The organism is Rhodococcus sp. BUPNP1 (genome assembly GCF_002215235.1).
Taxonomy (GTDB): Bacteria; Actinomycetota; Actinomycetes; order Mycobacteriales; family Mycobacteriaceae; genus Rhodococcus.
Map to the genome: position 1 here is coordinate 1 of NZ_NERM01000009.1, position 18545 is coordinate 18545.

The 18545-nt window shown below is 68.6% G+C and carries 15 protein-coding genes; 7 read left to right on the forward strand and 8 right to left on the reverse strand.

Annotated elements, in window-relative coordinates; translation table 11 throughout:
- Positions 1-32 precede the first annotated feature (32 nt).
- Complete coding sequence (locus tag B9C99_RS11235) at positions 33-890, reverse strand: MaoC/PaaZ C-terminal domain-containing protein (RefSeq protein WP_088897876.1); 858 nt, start codon at positions 888-890, stop codon at positions 33-35.
- A complete protein-coding gene (locus tag B9C99_RS11240; protein ID WP_088897982.1) occupies positions 891-2237 on the reverse strand; it encodes a 3-oxoacyl-ACP reductase in 1347 nt (448 codons plus the stop codon). It lies immediately after the preceding gene.
- Between the two features lie 124 nt (positions 2238-2361).
- On the opposite strand from B9C99_RS11240, the gene B9C99_RS11245 reads away from it, so the two are divergent.
- Together B9C99_RS11245 and B9C99_RS11250 are read left to right on the forward strand one after the other, a co-directional pair.
- Positions 2362-3675 carry an acetyl-CoA C-acetyltransferase gene (locus B9C99_RS11245; protein WP_016695526.1) on the forward strand — a complete coding sequence of 438 codons (1314 nt, stop codon included), beginning with the start codon at positions 2362-2364 and terminating at the stop codon, positions 3673-3675.
- Between the two features lie 230 nt (positions 3676-3905).
- Complete coding sequence (locus B9C99_RS11250; protein ID WP_172414921.1) at positions 3906-6485, forward strand: VanW family protein; 2580 nt, start codon at positions 3906-3908, stop codon at positions 6483-6485.
- A 75-nt stretch (positions 6486-6560) separates the two neighbouring features.
- Here the strand turns inward: B9C99_RS11250 and B9C99_RS11255 are convergent, their stop codons facing one another.
- The 3 genes from B9C99_RS11255 to B9C99_RS11265 form a co-directional block, all read right to left on the reverse strand.
- Complete coding sequence (locus tag B9C99_RS11255; protein WP_229565860.1) at positions 6561-7772, reverse strand: oxygenase MpaB family protein; 1212 nt, start codon at positions 7770-7772, stop codon at positions 6561-6563.
- Between the two features lie 141 nt (positions 7773-7913).
- Entirely contained in the window at positions 7914-9749 is a 1836-nt protein-coding gene (locus B9C99_RS11260; RefSeq protein ID WP_088897877.1) for an acyl-CoA dehydrogenase, read from the reverse strand.
- 97 nt (positions 9750-9846) lie between these two features.
- Positions 9847-10455 carry a bifunctional 2-polyprenyl-6-hydroxyphenol methylase/3-demethylubiquinol 3-O-methyltransferase UbiG gene (locus B9C99_RS11265; RefSeq protein WP_006552662.1) on the reverse strand — a complete coding sequence of 203 codons (609 nt, stop codon included), beginning with the start codon at positions 10453-10455 and terminating at the stop codon, positions 9847-9849.
- 163 nt (positions 10456-10618) lie between these two features.
- Between B9C99_RS11265 and B9C99_RS11270 the strand changes: the two genes are divergently transcribed.
- Together B9C99_RS11270 and B9C99_RS11275 are read left to right on the forward strand one after the other, a co-directional pair.
- Positions 10619-11641, forward strand: a complete 1023-nt coding sequence (locus tag B9C99_RS11270) for a beta-ketoacyl-ACP synthase III (RefSeq protein WP_006552661.1) — start codon at positions 10619-10621, stop codon at positions 11639-11641.
- 41 nt (positions 11642-11682) lie between these two features.
- Positions 11683-12390 carry an HNH endonuclease family protein gene (locus tag B9C99_RS11275; protein ID WP_006552660.1) on the forward strand — a complete coding sequence of 236 codons (708 nt, stop codon included), beginning with the start codon at positions 11683-11685 and terminating at the stop codon, positions 12388-12390.
- A 16-nt stretch (positions 12391-12406) separates the two neighbouring features.
- On the opposite strand, the gene B9C99_RS11280 is transcribed toward B9C99_RS11275, so the two are convergent.
- On the reverse strand, positions 12407-14527 hold the full coding sequence (locus B9C99_RS11280) for a thiamine pyrophosphate-dependent enzyme (RefSeq protein WP_088897878.1): 2121 nt from the start codon (positions 14525-14527) through the stop codon (positions 12407-12409).
- 20 nt (positions 14528-14547) lie between these two features.
- Positions 14548-15894, reverse strand: coding sequence for a cytochrome P450 (locus B9C99_RS11285; RefSeq protein WP_088897879.1), 1347 nt, complete (start codon positions 15892-15894; stop codon positions 14548-14550).
- 138 nt (positions 15895-16032) lie between these two features.
- On the opposite strand from B9C99_RS11285, the gene B9C99_RS11290 reads away from it, so the two are divergent.
- From B9C99_RS11290 to B9C99_RS11300, 3 genes are read left to right on the forward strand one after another with little or no spacing between them, the layout of a single operon-like run.
- Entirely contained in the window at positions 16033-16932 is a 900-nt protein-coding gene (locus B9C99_RS11290; protein WP_016696243.1) for an alpha/beta hydrolase, read from the forward strand.
- Positions 16917-17375 (forward strand): CrcB family protein, encoded by a 459-nt coding sequence (locus B9C99_RS11295; protein WP_088897880.1) that lies wholly within the window; start codon positions 16917-16919, stop codon positions 17373-17375. The genes B9C99_RS11290 and B9C99_RS11295 overlap by 16 nt, the downstream gene beginning before the upstream one ends.
- Positions 17372-17740 carry a CrcB family protein gene (locus tag B9C99_RS11300; protein WP_088897881.1) on the forward strand — a complete coding sequence of 123 codons (369 nt, stop codon included), beginning with the start codon at positions 17372-17374 and terminating at the stop codon, positions 17738-17740. The genes B9C99_RS11295 and B9C99_RS11300 overlap by 4 nt, the downstream gene beginning before the upstream one ends.
- Here the strand turns inward: B9C99_RS11300 and aroD are convergent, their stop codons facing one another.
- On the reverse strand, positions 17741-18511 hold the full coding sequence (aroD, locus tag B9C99_RS11305; protein WP_088897882.1) for a type I 3-dehydroquinate dehydratase: 771 nt from the start codon (positions 18509-18511) through the stop codon (positions 17741-17743). It abuts the gene before it with no gap.
- Positions 18512-18545: the final 34 nt, after the last annotated feature.

Below are 18545 nucleotides of genomic sequence, written 5' to 3' on the forward strand. Positions count from 1 at the left end.
CGCCCCGCCCGAAGTCTCGGTGGTTCCCCGCCCTACCGCAGCGTGGCGGTCAGGTGCGGGTACTGCTTCTTCGGATGCCGCAGTGCCAGATCCCATCCGTCGGCGACGTGCTGCGCGTACAGGCTCAGCGACGACGGCAGCAGGACCGGCTTCCCGAACCGCACCGCGTAGGTCACCTTGCCGGGGATCCGTCCTTCGACGGCCGACAGGGTGGCCGCCGCGCTCCACATGCCGTGGGCGATGGTCTTCGGGAATCCGAAAGCCTTGGCGCCCAAAGTCGAGACGTGGATCGGGTTGCGGTCACCGGAGACCGCCGCGTAGCGGTCGATGACCTTCTGGTCGACCCGCAACGTGGAGGTGGGGACCAGGGGAATCTCCTCCTCCTTCGGCTCCGGCTTGGGCTGACCCGACAGCGACGTGCGCTGCTGGTGCAGGAAGGTCGACGTCTGCCGCCACACCAACTCGCGTCCGACGTTGACCTCGCTGACGAGATCGACCAGCAGCCCCTTGCGGTGTTCGCGCATGTTCTCCGCGTGCACCGCGATGTCGAGCGGCTCGGTGACCGAGATCGGCCGGAACTGCTCGATCACGTTCTCGGCGTGCACCGAACCGACGGCAGCGAACGGGAAGCCCTTCGACACCATCAGTTTCATCACGAGCGGGAACGTGAGGATGAACGGATAGGTCAGCGGCAGGCTGTCGCCGAACCGCAGCCCACACACCTTGGTGTACTCGGCGAGATCGTCGGGATCGACCTTCAGCGACCGCAGGACCAGGACGTCGTCGGGCAGGCTGTCGCCCGACGCGCCCACCACGGGCAGCGCCCCGAGCACGGCCCGGCTGTAGATGTCGAAGGTCGACGGCGGCGAGGACAGTTCGATCCGTGCCATCTACGCCCCCAGCATGGACTGGCCGCACACGCGCACGACCTGCCCGGTCACGGCGCTCGACGCGGGGCTCGCGAACCATGCGACGGTCTCGGCGACGTCGACGGTCTCGCCGCCCTGCTGCAGCGAGCTCATCAGGCGGCCGGCCTCGCGGGTGGCGACCGGGATCGCGGCCGTCATGGCGGTCTCGATGAAGCCCGGAGCGACTGCGTTGACGGTGATCTTCTTGTCGGCGAGCGCCTCGCTGGTCGCCTGGACGAGACCGATGACACCGGCCTTCGAGGCGCCGTAGTTGGTCTGGCCGCGGTTACCGGCGATACCGGCGATCGACGACACGTCGATGACCCGGCCGCCCTCCTTCAGCGCGCCCTTCTCGACGAGCACGTCGGTGATCTTGCGCGGGGCGATCAGGTTCACGGCCATCACGGCGTTCCAGCGATCGGCGTCCATGTTGACGAGCAGCTTGTCGCGGGTGATGCCGGCGTTGTGGACGATGATGTCGGCGCCGCCGTGACGCTCGAGCAGGTGCGCGGCGAGCTTCTCGCCGGCGTCGCGTGCGGTGACGTCGAGCGCGAAGGCGGTGCCGCCGACCTTGTTGGCGGTCTGGGTCAGCGCGTCGCCGGCCGCGGGGACGTCGGCGGCGACGACCGTCGCGCCGTCGCGGGCGAGCACCTCGGCGATCGTCGCGCCGATGCCGCGGGCCGCCCCGGTGACGACCGCGACCTTGCCGGCGAGCGGGCGCTCCCACGACTCGGGGGCGGTGGCGTCGCCCTCACCGATGCGGATCACCTGGGCGTCGACGAAGGCCGACTTCGCCGAGAGCAGGAAGCGCAGCGTCGACTCCACGCCGGACAGGCCGGTCGCGGCCTCCGGCGAGACGTAGACGAGCTGCACGGTGGCACCGCGACGCAGTTCCTTGCCGACGCTGCGCGTGAAGCCCTCGAGGGCGCGCTGGGCGATGCGCTCGTCGACCGACCCGGCCTCCTCGGGCGTGGTGCCGAGGACGACGACGCGGCCGCTCGGGGCGAGATTGCGCAGGGAGGGCTGGAAGAACGTGAAGAGCTGTTCGAGGCCCGCGGGGTCGGTGATGCCGGTAGCGTCGAAGACGAGTGCGCCGAACTTCGTGTCGGACGGCTCGGCGAACGTGTAGTCGCTCAGGAGGTTGCGGATCGGTTCGACCAGGCGGCCGTTGCCGCCGAGCAGAACGGGGCCGGGGAGCGGGGGCTCGCCGGGCTGGTAGCGCCGGAGCTTCTCGGGCTGTGGCAGACCGAACTGCTTGGCGAGGAACGCTCCGGGTGCGGACGAGATGAGCTGGGCGTAGAGCTTGGGTGCGCCCTTGGCTTCGGCCACGATTCCACCTTCTTCGATTCGGTCGTCGGTGCAGTGTTCGACAGCAAGCGTGTTCGACAACAAACTTACCCGTGAGTAAGAATAGTAGCCAGAATTCGAATCCGTCCGAAACCGGGAGACACCAGTGACCACCAAAGCCCGTTCCACGCAGCAGCGCCGTGTCGCCGTTCTCGGAGGCAACCGGATCCCGTTCGCCCGGTCCGACCGCAAGTACGCCCGCGCGTCCAACCAGGACATGTTCACCGCCACCCTCGACGGTCTCGTCGGCCGCTTCAACCTGCAGGGTGAGCGCCTCGGCGCCGTCGTCGGCGGTGCCGTCCTCAAGCACGCCCGCGACTTCAACCTCGTCCGCGAGAGCGTGCTCGGCAGCGCGCTGAGCCCCTACACCCCGGCCTGGGATCTGCAGCAGGCGTGCGGCACCGGCCTGCAGTCGATCATCGCGGTCGGCGACGCCATCGCCGCCGGACGGATCGAGGCGGGTATCGGCGGCGGCGTCGACACCACTTCCGACGCCCCGATCGCCGTGAACAACCAGCTCCGCGAGTTCCTGCTCTCCCTGAACCGGGCCCGCACCACGGCCGACCGGGTCAAGCTGCTCGGCAACGTCCGCCCGTCGATGCTCGGCATCGAGATCCCGCGCAACGGCGAGCCGCGCACCGGCCTGTCGATGGGTGAGCACGCCGCGATCACCGCCAAGGAGTTCGGCGTCTCCCGCGAGGCCCAGGACGAACTGGCCGTCGCGAGCCACCGCAACATGGCCGCCGCCTACGACCGGGGCTTCTTCGACGATCTCGTCACCCCGTTCCTCGGGCTGACCCGCGACGACAACCTGCGTCCCGATTCGTCGGTCGAGAAGCTGTCGACGCTGAAGCCGGTCTTCGGCACCAAGCTCGGCGACGCCACCATGACCGCCGGTAACTCGACGCCGCTCACCGACGGCGCGTCGGCCGCGCTGCTGTCGAGCGAGGAGTGGGCCGCCGAGCGCAAGCTGCCCGTGCTCGCCTACCTCGTCGACTCCGAGACCGCAGCGGTCGACTACATCCACGGTGGCGACGGGCTGCTCATGGCGCCCACCTACGCCATCCCGCGCCTGCTGCAGCGCAACGGCCTGACCCTGCAGGATTTCGACTTCTACGAGATCCACGAGGCGTTCGCCTCCGTGGTGCTCGCCACGCTCCAGGCGTTCGAGTCGGAGGAGTACTGCAAGGGCAAGCTGGGGCTCGATGCCCCGCTCGGCTCGATCGACCGCAGCAAGCTCAACGTCAACGGCTCGTCGCTGGCGGCCGGCCACCCGTTCGCCGCGACCGGCGGCCGGATCGTGGCCTCGCTGGCCAAGATGCTGCACGAGAAGAAGCAGGAGACCGGCAAGCCCGTCCGCGGCCTGATCTCCATCTGCGCCGCAGGTGGACAGGGTGTGACGGCGATTCTCGAGGCCTGATCGACATCCCTCGGAAGTCGTTGAGAAAAAAAGTTCCGTTCGGTGTGTAACGCTCCGCGACGGACAGCGATAGACCCAGCGACCCCGCGCTGCTGCCTGACCCCCGACCTGGTAGCAACGCGGGGTCTTCGCATTCCGGGCGAAGCCGCCCGAAGCTGGGGCACTACCCTTGAAACCAGGTAGTCGGCGCGCGAATTCGACGGCGCGCCCAGCTTTGCGAAGGGATCCGGGTGAGCGGCAGCAACGGGACCGACGAGTCCCCTCACGAGCACGACGACGCACGAGCCGAGAACGTCGGTTCGACGGCGGAGTCCGCTCGCGAGGCCGAGGGTGCGTCGGCTCCTACCGAGCGTTTCGAAGCGGTCGATCCTCACCGGGAGGTGGCGGAGGCGGGCAGTGTCACCGAGCCGCAAGCGGGTGAAGCGACCGAGCCTGGAGCGGGCAGCGTCACCGAGCCGCAGCCGGCCGCCGAGGCTCCGCAGCCGGTCGCCGGCGAAACGCCGGAGGCGAGCGGAGCGGTGGAACCGCAGGTCGACGAGCCGAAGACGGAAGCCATGGCTGCCCCGCAGGCTCCCACAGAGGCCCGATCCGATGGCACGGACCAGGTGGCTCCCACCGGCGCGGACGGGTCCCCGACCGAGAACGTCCATCCTTCGGAGGCACCCACCGCGGTCATCCCGGTCGTCGCGCCGGGGAACCGCGCACCGGACGGATCGTCCGCCGCCACCCCTCGGCTCCTCCGTTCGCAGGGGGAACCGGACCCGGCGCAACCCGGTCCGGCACAACCCGGTCCCGAACAGCCGGGGGCTCCCGTCCCACCCACGTCGACGGCGATGCCGTCGGCCGCCCATCCGCCGCAGGGCGACCAGCCGACCCACCAGATGCAGGCGGGTCCGCCGCCGCAGGGGCCGCCTCCCGTCACCCCTCCGCCCACCGGCGGCCCGGGAGGTTCCGGCGGAGACGGCGACGAACCGGGTAGGTCCGGATCGAATCTGCCCCGGCGCACGATCGCGCTCGTCGTCGGTGGTGTCGTCGCGCTGCTCGCCGTGTTCTACGTGGCCGATCTGGCGTTGTCGTCGGGCAAGGTGCCGCGCGGTGTCACCGTCGCGGGTGTCGAGATCGGCGGCATGTCGCTCGATGCGGCCGAGGCCGAACTCACCGAACAACTGACGCCGCGGCTCGACATGCCCGTCGACGTCACCGCCGGCGACACCCAGGGACAGATCGTGCCGTCCGAGGCCGGGATCGGGATCGACTGGCCCGCGACGCTCGACCAGGTGGGTTCGCAGCCGCTCAATCCGTTCACGCGACTCGCGTCGTTCTTCGGGAACGACGAGGTCGGTGTGGTCTCCACGCGCGACGAGGTCGCCCTGTCCGCAGCCATCGAGAAGGCCGCCACTGCCGCCGCGCACGAGCCGCGCGAGGGCAACATCGTCTTCGAGGACGGCACACCCGTTCCGGTGACGCCGCAGCCCGGCCAGCAACTCGACGTGGCCGTCGCGGGCGACGTCTTCGCCGAGCGCTGGCCGTACGGCGACGTCTCGCTGCCTGTCGAGAGCGTCGACGTCACCGTCACCCGCGAGGGCCTCGACCGGGCGCTGGCGGAGGTCGCCGTTCCGGCCGTGGCGCAGGATCTGGTCGTCCGGGGGCTCGACGGGGCCGTCGGTGTGCTTCCGCGCGATGCGGTGGGCGCCGTCCTGTCGTTCGTGCCGGACGGTTCGGGAGGACTCGAACCGCAGTACAACACCGAGGCCGCGATCGGCATCCTGGCGCCGCAGCTCGCGCCGTCGGAGACCGAACCGAAGGATGCGCGGATCGTCCTCGACGGTGGTCGCCCGACGATCGTGCCCAGTGAGACCGGCGAGATGGTCGACTGGCCCGTCACCCTCGAGAAGTTGCCCGACCTGCTGAAGGAGGAGGGCGACCGCAGCACCGACGCGGTGTACAAGAAGGCCGAACCCGAACTCACCACCGAAGGCGCCGAGAAGCTCGGCATCGAGGAAGTGGTCTCGGAGTTCACCACCAGCGGCTTCGAATACGCGTCCGGCGTCAACATCCGGCTCGCCGCCCAGGAGATCAACGGCGCCATCGTCAAGCCGGGGGAGACCTTCTCCTTCAACGACTACACCGGTCCGCGCGGTGCGGCACAGGGGTACATCGAGTCGGGCATCATCGAGTCCGGACGTCCCGGTAAGGCCGTGGGCGGTGGCATCAGCCAGCTCGCGACCACCCTCTACAACGCGACCTACTTCGCCGGCATGGAGGACGTCGAGCACACCGAGCACAGCTACTACATCTCCCGGTACCCGGCGGCCCGCGAGGCCACGATCTACGACGGCGCCATCGACCTGAAGTTCCGCAACCCGTTCGACACGGGCGTCCTGATCCAGACGATCGGCACGAGCTCGGACATCACGGTGCGGATCTGGGGCACCAAGACCGTCGACGTCCAGTCGGTCACCGGCAACCGCACGAACTTCACCTCGCCCAACACGATCACGTTGCCCGCCGGGTCGGCCTGCATCCCGTCGAGCGGCGCGCAGGGCTTCACCGTCACCGACACCCGGATCGTCACCGACGCACGGACGGGCGCGCAGATCTCGAACGCGACGCGCACAGTCCGGTACGACCCGGTCCCGATCGTGAAGTGCATCAGCCCCGAACCGGAACCGAGCGACGAGCCTTCCGGTGGCGGCGACGACGCGACCTCCGGCGACACCGGATCGGAGGACGCTGAGGCCGAGGACGCACCCGCGCCGGAATCGCCTGCGGCAGAAGCGCCGGCAGAGGGTGGAACCGAGGAGGAGTAACCGACGTCCTCGAAACTTCGGGGAGGTTGTGTGCGGTTCCGGCGAAGAACTCGCACACAACCTCCCGTAGTTTCGTCACTCGGGAAGCGGCACCACGTCGGGGATCTCGCCGTCGAGGATGCGGAGCTGCGCGTCGCGCAGTTGCTTCTCGCCGTGACGCTGCAGCCACGCCTTCCCGGCCGGGAAACGGCCGATCACATGATGTTTGACGACGTTCACGGCGAAGCGACCCACCGGATACCACGGCGGACGCAGCGGGACCTTCAGTGCGAGGACGCCGGACGGGCCGAGAAGTGTTGTCGCGAGCGACAGTCCGCGTTCGTATTCGTACCGTCGACGCAGTGCCTGGAAACGCGGATACCGGGTGTGGAGCGGGAGTTCGACGAGCGACCGGGCGAGCATGTGGCTGTTCTCGTCGGCGGCGGGTGAGGACGACCCGATCTGGTACATCATCCGCAGTCCAGAGCGCTCCTCGAACCGGAGCCACTTCGGGTCGACGCCCATCAACCACCCGACGTACGCCCACAGGTGCAGGACGGCTTCGGCCTCGCGCCGGGTGTACCGCACACCCAGGACGCGGGTGTGGAGCAGGAAGGTGATCGAGAACAGGCCCAGCGTGCCGGCCTGGTCGAACTGGTTGACCGGTAGTCCGCGGAACTCGGTGTCCCACTCGCCGTCGTGCTCGTGGTGATAGTCGACGAAGGCGTGCATCAGTCGCACGTGCACCGAGAGCGTGAAGCCTTCGCCGAAGCGTTCGAGACCGCCGTCGGCGACGCACCCGTTCCACCACGTCCCCGTCTCGGCGATGCGCCGGCGGGTGCGCTCACCGGTGAGGCGACCGGACGACGTCAGCACCGGTAGTGGACCGGAGTTGTTGTATCCGCCGAGCAGCGAGCCGTAGGCGAGGACGTCGCCGACGTCGGATCCGACCCTGCGCAGCGTGCGTGCGCCGAGGGCGATCGTGTCGCGGTCGACCCAGTCGGGGGTGTCCTCGAGCATCTCGAAGTACTTCCGGAGCACGGGAGGGGCGTCGGGGACGGCGTCGATGCCCTCGGCCAGTGCAGTGCGGAACTGCGCGAGGGTGACAGTACGGTCGCGCCGGATGGCCCGCACCAGTTCGGCGCTGGGTTCGTCGCGCTCGAGTAGGGCGCGGCGCAGGGCGTCCGCCTCCTCGGGTGTGGCATCGGGAGCGCGTCCCGCGAAGGGGCGCAGGGGTGCGGTGATGCGGGCGGCCTTCTCGCGGTCGCGCATGTACCGAGTCGTCGTCGACGTGCCGGTGATGGTCACAGGGCTCAGAGTGCTACTGACAACAAAGGTTGTCAATGCTGCTCCCGAAAAACGACGAGACCGACGTCGTGTGCGAAATCCGTCGGGAAATCGCGCACAACGTCGGTCTCGTCTATCGCGCTACCGCCGTGAGCGGTTCGATCAGAACGCCGCTTCGTCGAGCTCCATGATGTCGAGGTCGACGTCGGTGATGATCTGACGCGCGACGCTCAGCTCCGGCAGGACGTTCTTGGCGAAGAAGGACGCGGCCGCGACCTTGCCCTCGTAGAACGCCTTGTCCGAGGCGTCGACGTCGGCGTCGAGCGCGGAGAGAGCGATCTCGGCGTGCTCGAGCAGCAGCCAGCCGATCATCAGGTCGCCGAACGCCTCGAGGAAACGGACCGAACCGAGGCCGACCTTGTACAGCTCGGTGGGCTGTTCCTGCGCACCCATGAGGTACTGGGTGAGCGTCGCGACCATCGTCTGGGTCTCGCCGAGCGCGGTGGCCAGGAGCGTGCGCTCCTTCTTCAGACGCTGGTCGGCGTCGTCGCGCTCGACGAACTTCTTGATCTCACCGGCGATGTGGGCGAGCGCCACGCCACGGTCGCGGGCGATCTTGCGGAAGAAGAAGTCCTGCGCCTGGATGGCCGTGGTGCCCTCGTACAGCGAGTCGATCTTCGAGTCGCGGATGTACTGCTCGATCGGGTAGTCCTGCAGGAAGCCCGAACCGCCGAGGGTCTGGAGCGAATCCTTCAGGTACTGGTAGGCCCGCTCGGAGCCGCAACCCTTGACGACCGGCAGCAGCAGGTCGTTGATGCGGTGCGCGAGAGCGGCGTCGGCACCCGAGACCTGCTCGGCGACGACGTCGTCCTGGTGCGCCGCGGTGTACAGGTACACGGCGCGCAGGCCCTCGGAGTAGGCCTTCTGCATCGCCAGCGAACGCCGCACGTCCGGGTGGTGCATGATCGACACGCGCGGGGCGGTCTTGTCGGACATCTGGGTCAGGTCGGCGCCCTGGATGCGCTCCTTGGCGTAGTCGAGGGCATTGAGGTAGCCGGTCGACAGGGTCGCGATGGCCTTCGTGCCGACCATCATGCGGGCGTGCTCGATGACGTCGAACATCTGTGCGATGCCGTTGTGGACCTCGCCGACGAGCCAGCCCTTGGCCGGAACGCCGTGGCCACCGAAGGTGACCTCGCAGGTCGCGGAGGCATTGAGGCCCATCTTGTGTTCGACGTTGGTGACGAACACGCCGTTGCGCTCGCCCAACTCGTCCTTCTCGAAGTCGAAGTGGAACTTCGGGACGAAGAACAGCGACAGGCCCTTGGTGCCGGGGCCGGCACCCTCGGGGCGGGCGAGGACGAGGTGGAAGATGTTCTCGAACAGGTCGTCGGAGTCGGCCGAGGTGATGAACCGCTTGACACCTTCGATGTGCCAGGAGCCGTCGTCCTGCTTGATCGCCTTGGTGCGACCGGCGCCGACGTCGGAACCGGCGTCGGGCTCGGTGAGGACCATGGTGGCGCCCCAGCCGCGCTCGACGCAGGTGGCGGCCCACTTCTTCTGCTCATCGGTGCCGTTGTCGTAGAGCACGCCTGCGAAGGCGGGGCCGGCCGCGTACATGAAGGCCGCGGGCTGGGCGCCGAGCATCATCTCGTTGACGGCCCACAGGAGGCTGCGCGGTGAGTCGGTGCCGCCGAGCTCCTCGGGGATGCCCATGGACCAGTAACCGGCGTCCCACCAGGCGCGGAACGACTTCTTGAACGGCTCGGGAAGCGACACCGAATGGGTCTCGGGGTCGAAGACCGGCGGGTTGCGGTCGGCGTCGGCGAAGCCTTCGGCTGCCGGCCCCTCGGTCAGTGTCTTGACCTCGGCGAGGATGCCGCGCGCGGTGTCCTCGTCCAGGTCGCCGAACTTGCCTGCTTCGAGGACCTTCTGAATCTTCAGGAACTCGAAGAGGTTGAACTCGAGGTCGCGGAGGTTGCTCTTGTAATGGCCCATGTCGTCGGTGTCTCCCAGTGTGGTGCGGTCCAGCTGGCTTCAAGTACCGCCCAAGTTATTACTCGTCGGTAACATCTCCATGTTACTCGTCGGGCAACTAACTGCCAAGAGGTGGTTTGCTCGCCACGACGAGCGCGTCGATCGCGGTTCCCGCATCGGTTTCCCGATATCGCCGTTCGGCAATCCTGATGTCCAATCTGCCGTCGATTTCCTCGACGAGATCGGTTGGTGTGTAGAGGATTTCCTTGTCCTGGGGTCCGCCCACTCCTTCGTCGGGATTTATTGCGTCGTGCCCCAGGAATATGAGGATTCCTTCAGGTTTCAGTGAATTGATCGCGTGGTCGAGAAGCGCCTTCCGCTGTGGCGGAGGAAAATGCAGGAAGACCGAGAGGATCAGGTCATACTCTCCGTCGAACGAGTCGGTCGTCACATCCGCGCGGACGTAGCGGAGCCGGTCTCGTGAGCGGGACGGCGCCTGCGCAGCGACCTGTCGGGCCTTGTCGAGGGCGACCTCGGAGAAGTCGACGCCCACGACTTCCCATCCGCGCGTCGCCAACCACAGGGAGTGACGACCTTCACCGCAGCCGAGATCGAGGGCGCGACCGTGCGGTAGCGACGTCACGTGTTCGACGATCACCGGATTGGGCGGCGCGCCCCAGATCAGTTCCGACGCCGCGTACTTCTCGTTCCAGGCCTGTGCATCCATGACCGCGACGCTAGCCTCGCGTGGCGATTGGGACCCCCGCTTGCGGTGAGGGTTACGGAAGCGCATCGTCGGGGTAGCGCTGTGACGAAATCGTGACCTGCGATATTGTTGACCGGATGCGATGTGCCGACACGCGGTACGTCGAGGAGGAGGAGTTCGTCTGATGGGTGCACAGATCGCTGTCCCTGCCCCGCTGAGGAACAGCGCGCTGCTCGGTCTGGGTGTGCACCGCCCCGAGCGCATCGTCACCAACGACGAGATCTGCCAGCAGATCGACTCGAGCGACGAATGGATCCAGTCGCGCTCCGGCATCAAGGAGCGCCGCTTCGCGAAGCAGCATCCGGAGGAGTCGGTCGTCGACATGGCGACGAGCTCCGCCGAGCAGGCCCTCGTGGCCGCCGGCCTCACGGGTGCGCAGATCGACACCGTGATCGTCGCGACCTCCACCTACCCCTTCCAGACCCCGCAGGCCGCGGCTCTCGTCGCCGACCGCATCGGCACCGGCGGCGCCGCGGCGCTCGACATCCAGGCCGGCTGCGCGGGTTTCTGCTACGCCCTAGGTGTCGCCTCCGATCTCGTGCGCGCCGGAACGGCCGAGCACGTGCTCGTCGTCGGTGTCGAGCGCATGAGCGACACCACCGAGCCCACCGATCGCTCGGTGCGCTTCATCTTCGGCGACGGTGCCGGTGCCGTGGTCGTCGGCCCGTCCGACGAGGTCGGCGTCGGTCCCACCGTCTGGGGCTCCGACGGTTCGCAGGCCAACGCGATCCGTCAGGAACCCGACTGGGTCGATTTCGCCACCAACCCGGACCAGAAGCGTCCCTGGATCATCATGGAGGGCACCGCGGTCTTCCGCTGGGCCGCCTTCGAGATGAGCAAGTTCGCCCGGCAGATCGCCGACAAGGCCGGCGTGGCCCTCGCGGACCTCGACGCCTTCGTCCCGCACCAGGCCAACCTGCGCATCAACGACGTCATCGTCAAGCAGCTCGAACTGCCCGAGACCGTCGCGGTCGCCGACGACATCATCGAGACCGGCAACACCTCCGCCGCGTCCATCCCGCTGGCGATGGAGAAGATGCTGCGCACCGGCCAGGTCGGGGTCGGATCCACCGCGCTGCTCCTCGCGTTCGGTGCCGGCCTGTCCTATGCGGGCCAGGTCGTGAAGATGCCCCCGCTCGCGAAGTAGGAAGCAGCGGTAGCAATACGACTTCGTAGCAGTATCGACATATGGCGAGTATTCGCACGTCGTCCGTTCCCCGTTGGGTCTGGATCCTGTGCTTCGTCGTGGTCTCCGTGGCCGTCGTCCTCCTCGAACCGATAGGGGACGACGAGCCGGGCGGTACCGGCGGGGGCACGGTCGAGAACCCCTCCGAAGCCCTCGAGGCGCTGGAGGCACTGCCCGTCCGGCCCGCCGAGTCGCAGAGCGGCTACGACCGCTCACTGTTCGGCTCGGCGTGGACCGACGAAGTGACCGTCGACCTGGGGCGCAACGGCTGCGACACTCGTAACGACATCCTGCAGCGCGATCTCGTCGACGTCTCCTTCGAGCCCGGGAAGAAGCAGTGCACGGTCACTGCCGGCACGCTCGAGGACCCGTACACGGGGAAGACGATTTCCTTCCGTCGCGGGGTCGAGACCTCGTCCGCCGTGCAGATCGACCACGTCGTCGCCCTGTCGGATGCGTGGAAGAAGGGCGCCCGCCATCTCGACGACCAGCAGAAGCGGAATCTTGCGAACGATCCGCGCAACCTGATCGCCGTCGACGGCCCCACCAACCAGGGCAAGGGCGACTCCGACGCGTCGGAGTGGCTGCCGCCGAATACCGCCTTCCATTGCGAGTACGTCGTGCGGCAGATCGAGGTGAAGACGACCTACGAACTGTGGGTCACCCAGGCTGAACACGACGCGATGTCGCGGATCCTCTCCTCCTGCTGATACCGCTTCCTGCTGATCACGCCTCCAGCAGGGCCCGCGCGATGTCGTCCTCCGACATCAGTACGTGCGCCGCGGCCGGCCCGAGGGGCACGTAGCTGTCGTGGGAGGTGACCCGCGTGATCCGGCCCTGCCACGCATCGTCGACGAGCGTCGCGACGACCGATTCCGCGACACCTCCGCTGCGGCGCGTCTCGTCGACCACCACCACGCGCTCGAAGCGGCGGACGTGTTCGAGCAGCGCGGTCGTCGGCAGCGGCGACAACCACTGCAGGTCGAGGACGGTTGCCGCGACTCCCGCGCGACGGACGGCACGCAGACTCATCGGCACCCCGTTCCCGAAAGTCACCACCAGCACGTCGCGCCCGTCGCCGTAGACGCACACCGATCCCGGTGGAAGCCCGGCGGTGTCGGGGATCTGCTGCCACAGTCCGTCGCCCTCGTCGTAGAGGTCGCGCCGGTGGTACAGCGCGATCGGTTCCAGGTAGACGCACACCCGGCCCTCCTGACGAGCCAGCTCGACGCACGTGCGCAGCAGGGCGCCGGCCGTGGCGGGTGAACTCGGCACGGCCAGCACGAGACCGGGGATGTCGCGCAGCACGGCGACGGAATCGTCGTTGTGGAAGTGCCCGCCGAAGCCGCGCTGGTAGGGCAGGCCAGCGATGCGCACGACCATCGGATTGCGGTACCGCCCGTCGGAGAAGAACGCCAGACTCGCCGCCTCCCCGCGCAACTGGTCCTCGGCGTTGTGCAGGTAAGCCAGGTACTGGATCTCCGGGATCGGCAGCATGCCCGCGACGGCGAAGCCCAGCGCGGTGCCGAGGATCGTCTGCTCGTCGAGCAGGGTGTCGAACACGCGCAGGCGCCCGAAGCGCTCCTGCAGCCCTCGGGTGACGCCGTAGACCCCGCCTTTGAGGCCGACGTCCTCGCCGAACACGCAGGCGTGGGGATCCTCCTCGAGGAGCTGTCCGAGCGTGCGGGTGACGGCCCGGGCGAGCGTGAGCGGTTCACCGGCAGGATGCGGATCGTCGTCGACGAGCACGAGCCCGGATTCCAGCGGTCGCATCACCTCGGCGGCGGTCGCCAGTCGCGGCGGCCCATCTATCGAGTCCGCGACGGAGTCGACCTCGGCTCGGATCCGCTCGTACCGGTCGAGAACCCCTGCAGCATCGAGCACTTCACGCGCAACGAGTTCGCGGGCGGTGCCCACCAGCGGGTCCCGTTCGTGATCGGCGGCGAGATCCGAGGGGCTGCGGTAGGCCGACTCGACGTCGGAACCGGCATGACCGAGGAAACGCACCGCCCGCACGTGCAACAGGATCGGCGCCCGGGTCGTGCGCGCCGTCTCCGCGGCATCGGTTGCGGCAGCGAGCATTTCCACCGGATCGGCGCCGTCCACCGACCGGTACTCGATCCCCGGATACGACGACAGCGACCGCTCGAGCCAGCCGGGCGGGGTGGGGACGCTGATGCCGAGCCCGTTGTCCTCGCACACCAGCAGCAACGGCAACGGCAACCCGCGGTGACGGCAGTAGGCGGCCGCGTTCAGGGCACCGACCGCCGTCGAATGGTTCGCCGAGGCGTCGCCGAAACTGCACACCACCACCGAATCCCACGGCCACGCCGCATCGAGTCCGAGACGCTGCATCCGAGGCAATGCGAGGGCGAGACCGACGGCTCGCGGCAGATGCGAGGCGATCGTCGACGTCTGCGGCAGGATGTTCAGGTCGGCGTTGCCGAACACCTTGTGCCGACCCGCCGAGATCGGATCGAGCGTGGACGCCGCGCATCCGGCGAGCACGTCGCGGATCGGGGTGCTGCCCTCGACGAGCGACGCGCGAGCCGCGTAGAAACCGCCCGAACGGTAGTGCAGCAGAGCAGGATCCGTCACCCGCGTGCACAGGCCCAGCGCGGCGTTCGATTCGTGGCCCGCCGACGCGATGGTGTAGAAACCCTCACCGCGTCCCTGCAGGGTGCGGGCCGCGAAATCGAGGTGCCGCGACTGCACTTGGGCGTCGAAGTACCGCACCAGCAGGTCGTCGTCGACCCGCCGGTCGACCGGCCGCTCCGGCGGTGCGTGCCCGGGCAGAGCGCGCACCGCGGCGACGAAACGTTCGTCGAGTTCGTCGGCGGCGGTCACCCCTTCTTTCTACGCCCCGATCACCTCGGAAGGAGGTGGATCGGACCTCCGTCGTTCGGGAACGGCAACGACGTGAAGTTCATCGGCGCGACGTAGTCGGCCGGCACGTGCCAGCGGAAACGCAACAGCAGGTGGTGCAGCACCGTCTTGATCTCGGCTCCCGAGAAATGCATGCCGAGGCACCGATGCGCGCCACCGCCGAAGGGTGCCCAGGCGTACTTGTGCACCTTGTCCTCGCGGCGCTCCGGCGAGAACCGCTCAGGATCGAAACGTTCCGGGTCGGGCCACAATTCGGGCATGTGGTGGGAGAAGTGCATCCCGAGATTGAGGAGGGTGCCCTTCGGGACGAAGTGTCCGAGGATCTCGGTGTCCTTCGCCGCGCGTCGCACAACACCCGGCACCGGAGTCACCAGTCGCTGGCATTCCTTGATCACCAGATCCAGCGAGGTCAGTTCGTCGAGCCGGTCGAAACTCGGCGTGGTGGTGCCGAGCGCGTCGGATTCGTCGCGGCACCGCTGCTGCCATTCGGGGAACTGGCCGAGATACTGCATCGCCGTCGACAGTGTGATCGTCGAGGTGTCGTGCGCGGCCATCATCAGGAAGATCATGTGGTTGACCACGTCGTCGTCCGAGAACCGTTCGCCTTCTTCGGATTCGACGTGGCAGAACACCGAGAAGATGTCGTCGCCGTCCCCTGCGCGACGCGCGGGGAGATAGTGCCGGAAGAACTTCTCGAGGCGTGCCCGTCCGACGATGCCGCGACGCCACCGCGTGCCCGGCAGCGGATAGCGCACGATGGCGGTGGCCGCCTGCACGCATCCGATGAAAGCCCGGTTCACCTCGTCCATCTCGCGGGCGGACGATCCCTCGGCGCCGCCCATGAAGATCTCCGTCGCGAGGCCCAGGGTCAGTTCCTTGAGCGCCGGGTACACGCGGAAATCGTCGCGCGGTGTCCACCCGTCGAGGGTCCGTTCGATCGACGGGTGCATGCGGTCGGTGTAGAGGGACAGTCGGTCGCGGGTGAACGCCTGCGACATGATGCGACGGTGCGCGGTGTGCTCGTCGCCGTCGAGCAGCATGAGCCCACGGTCGAAGAACGGCCCGATCAGGGCGCGCCAGCCCGGTCCGTTCAGCAGCGCGCGGTCGCGGTTCTGCAGGGCCGCACCGACGGCGTCGGGCCCGAGCAACACCACCCAGGGGCGGCCGGCGAAGCGGAACCACGAGACCGGACCGTGCTCGTGGTACCGATGCGTATATGCCCCAATGGGATCGCGCATGTACTTCAGCGCGTAACCGACGTAGGGGAGGCCACTGTCGCCCGGGACGGGAGCGAGGCCTGGAGGTGGAGGAGCAAGCATCTTCGTCACGGGCGCATCTCCGGGTGGTCGGAATCTGACGCTGGCTGTAGTCAGATCCAATGTAGCGCGCATCACATCTCGGTTGCGTCGATTCGTCCCACGGGACGGTTGCTGGTCGGGCGTGCGGGTGCGTGCCATGCTGACGCCATGGACGTCGAACGCCCCAAGCTCGAAGGCACCGTCGCGGTCGGGGAGGGCCGCCGGCTCGGTTTCGCCGAGTTCGGGTCGGCCCAGGGCCGCACGGTGTTCTGGCTGCACGGCACACCGGGTGCGCGCCGCCAGGTTCCCATCGAGGCCCGCGCCTTCGCCGAACGGAACCACATCCGCCTCATCGGGATCGACCGCCCAGGGATCGGCTCGTCCACACCGCACCTCTACGAGAACGTCCTCGCGTTCAGCGACGACCTGCGCATCGTCGCCGACACCCTCGGAGTCGACCGCATGGCGATCGTCGGACTGTCCGGCGGCGGCCCCTACACCCTCGCCGCGGCTTATGCGCTGCGCGAACGGGTCGTCGCGGCCGCGGTCCTCGGCGGTGTCGCACCCGTCGTCGGTCCCGAGGCGATCGACAGCAACCTGATGAAACTGGGCGCCTTCGTCGCGCCGGCACTGCAGACCGCGGGCGTCCCGATCGGTGTGGCGGTGAGCGCGGCGATCCGCGTGGTGCGTCCGTTCGCGTCGCCGATCATCGACCTGTACGGGCGGCTCTCACCCGAGGCCGACCGCCGCCTGCTCGCTCGCCCCGAGTTCAAGGCGATGTTCCTCGACGACCTGCTCAACGGCAGCCGACGTCAGATCTCCGCGCCGTTCTCCGACATCGTCGTGTTCACCCGCGACTGGGGCTTCCGCGTCTCCGACGTGAAGGTGCCCGTGCGGTGGTGGCACGGCGACACCGACCACATCATCCCGATCGAGCACGGCCTGCACATGGTGGACCTGCTGCCCGACGCACAGTTCCACCACCTGCCCGGCGAAAGTCATCTCGGGGGTCTCGGTGCGTCGGAGGAGATCCTCACTACTGTTCTGGAGTTGTGGGACCAGGACTGAGCGAGGGTGAACGCCCGCTGCCGAGAGCGCTGCACCTGCGACCGTCGGCACTGGCGGCGGTCGCCGTGGGCGGCCTGCTCGGGACGAGCGCCCGCTACGGCCTCGGCCGGTGGTTCCCCGTCGAGTCCGGTGCCTGGCCGGTCACGACCTTCGCGATCAACGTCCTCGGTGCGCTGCTGCTCGGCTTCCTGCTCGAGGCCTTGATCCGCATCGGCCCCGACACCTCCTGGCGGCAGGTGGTCCGGCTCGGGGTGGGCACCGGTGCGCTGGGCTCGTTCACCACCTACAGCGCACTCGCCGTCGACACCGACCTGCTGCTGCGCGACGGGCACCTGCTCGCCGCGGTGACCTACGCGCTGGGTACGGTGCTCGCCGGATTGGTCGCGACCGGCGTCGGCATCGCCCTCGGCGCCTGCCTGGGTGAACGCCGGAGCGCGTCGTGATCGCGGTGGGGGTGGCGCTGGCGGGCAGCCTCGGCGCGGTCGTCCGCTTCGTCGTCGACAGTGCTCTGCGTGCCCGTTCCGGGTCGTCCCTGCCGTGGCCGACGGTGCTGATCAACGTCACCGGTTCGCTGCTGCTGGGGCTGCTCACCGGTGCGGTGCTGTTCCACGAGGCCCCCGCGGAGATGCTCACCGTCGTCGGGGTGGGGTTCTGCGGCGGGTTCACCACCTTCAGCACGACCAGCGTCGACTCCGTCCGCCTGATCGTGGCGCGCCGCTACGGCGCCGCCTGCGCGATCGCGTTCGGCACGCTCGCGACCACGCTCGTCGCGGCGGCCGCCGGGCTCACTCTCGCCACCGTGTGGTGATCAGCGGGCGCGGTCGATCAACCCGAGCACCGAGCGCAGTTCGTCGGCGTCGACCTGGCCGGGTGCCGACGCGGTGCCGACCATCCCGAACGTCGCCGCCGATCCGAAGATCTGACCGGCGAGCCGCGACACCACGCCGAGACCGCCCATCGACATGGTGATCAACGGGCGGTCGGCGTGGTCCTCGTGCATGGTGCGGGTCGCGTCGAGCAGCGTGAGCACGTCGGCCGTCGATCGCGGCATGACGGCGATCTTGCAGATGTCGGCGCCGAGTTCCTGCATTTCGCGCAGCCGCGCGACGATCTCGTCCTTCGGCGGCGTGGCGTCGAAGTCGTGGTTCGACGCCACCACCGCGACACCGCGGGCGTGCGCCGCCGCGACGATCCGCTCGACGGCGGCACGGTCGCGGCGGTACTCGACGTCCACCAGATCCACCGTGCCGCTCTCGGCGAGCGCGACCGTCAGATCTGCGTACGCCTCGTCGGCGATCGCGATCTCCCCGCCCTCGTTCGCGGTGCGGCAGGTCGCGAGCAGGGGAGTGCCCTGCAACTGCTCGGCCAGGGCGCCGGCCTGCGCGACCACCGAGGCGACGTCGTCGACGGTGTGGAAGAAGTCCACGCGCCATTCGACGACGTCGGCCCGATCGGCGACGGCCGCGATCTGCTCGCGCAGCGCCTCGGGGGTGCGGCCGGTGACGGGGACGACGATCGTGGGTGCGCCTTCACCGATCACCACGTCCTTGACGCGAACCGGTGTGATCGTTCGTCCCACGTGCCGTCTCCGTTCCCTCGTCCGATGACCGGAC

Bases quoted from the DNA above. Each gene is read 5' to 3' on its own strand.
- B9C99_RS11235 (WP_088897876.1), bottom strand. From the start codon at position 890: ATGGCACGGATCGAACTGTCCTCGCCGCCGTCGACCTTCGACATCTAC.
- B9C99_RS11275 (WP_006552660.1), top strand. From the start codon at position 11,683: ATGGCGAGTATTCGCACGTCGTCCGTTCCCCGTTGGGTCTGGATCCTG.
- B9C99_RS11270 (WP_006552661.1), top strand. From the start codon at position 10,619: ATGGGTGCACAGATCGCTGTCCCTGCCCCGCTGAGGAACAGCGCGCTG.
- B9C99_RS11265 (WP_006552662.1), bottom strand. From the start codon at position 10,455: ATGGATGCACAGGCCTGGAACGAGAAGTACGCGGCGTCGGAACTGATC.
- B9C99_RS11290 (WP_016696243.1), top strand. From the start codon at position 16,033: ATGGACGTCGAACGCCCCAAGCTCGAAGGCACCGTCGCGGTCGGGGAG.
- B9C99_RS11260 (WP_088897877.1), bottom strand. From the start codon at position 9,749: ATGGGCCATTACAAGAGCAACCTCCGCGACCTCGAGTTCAACCTCTTC.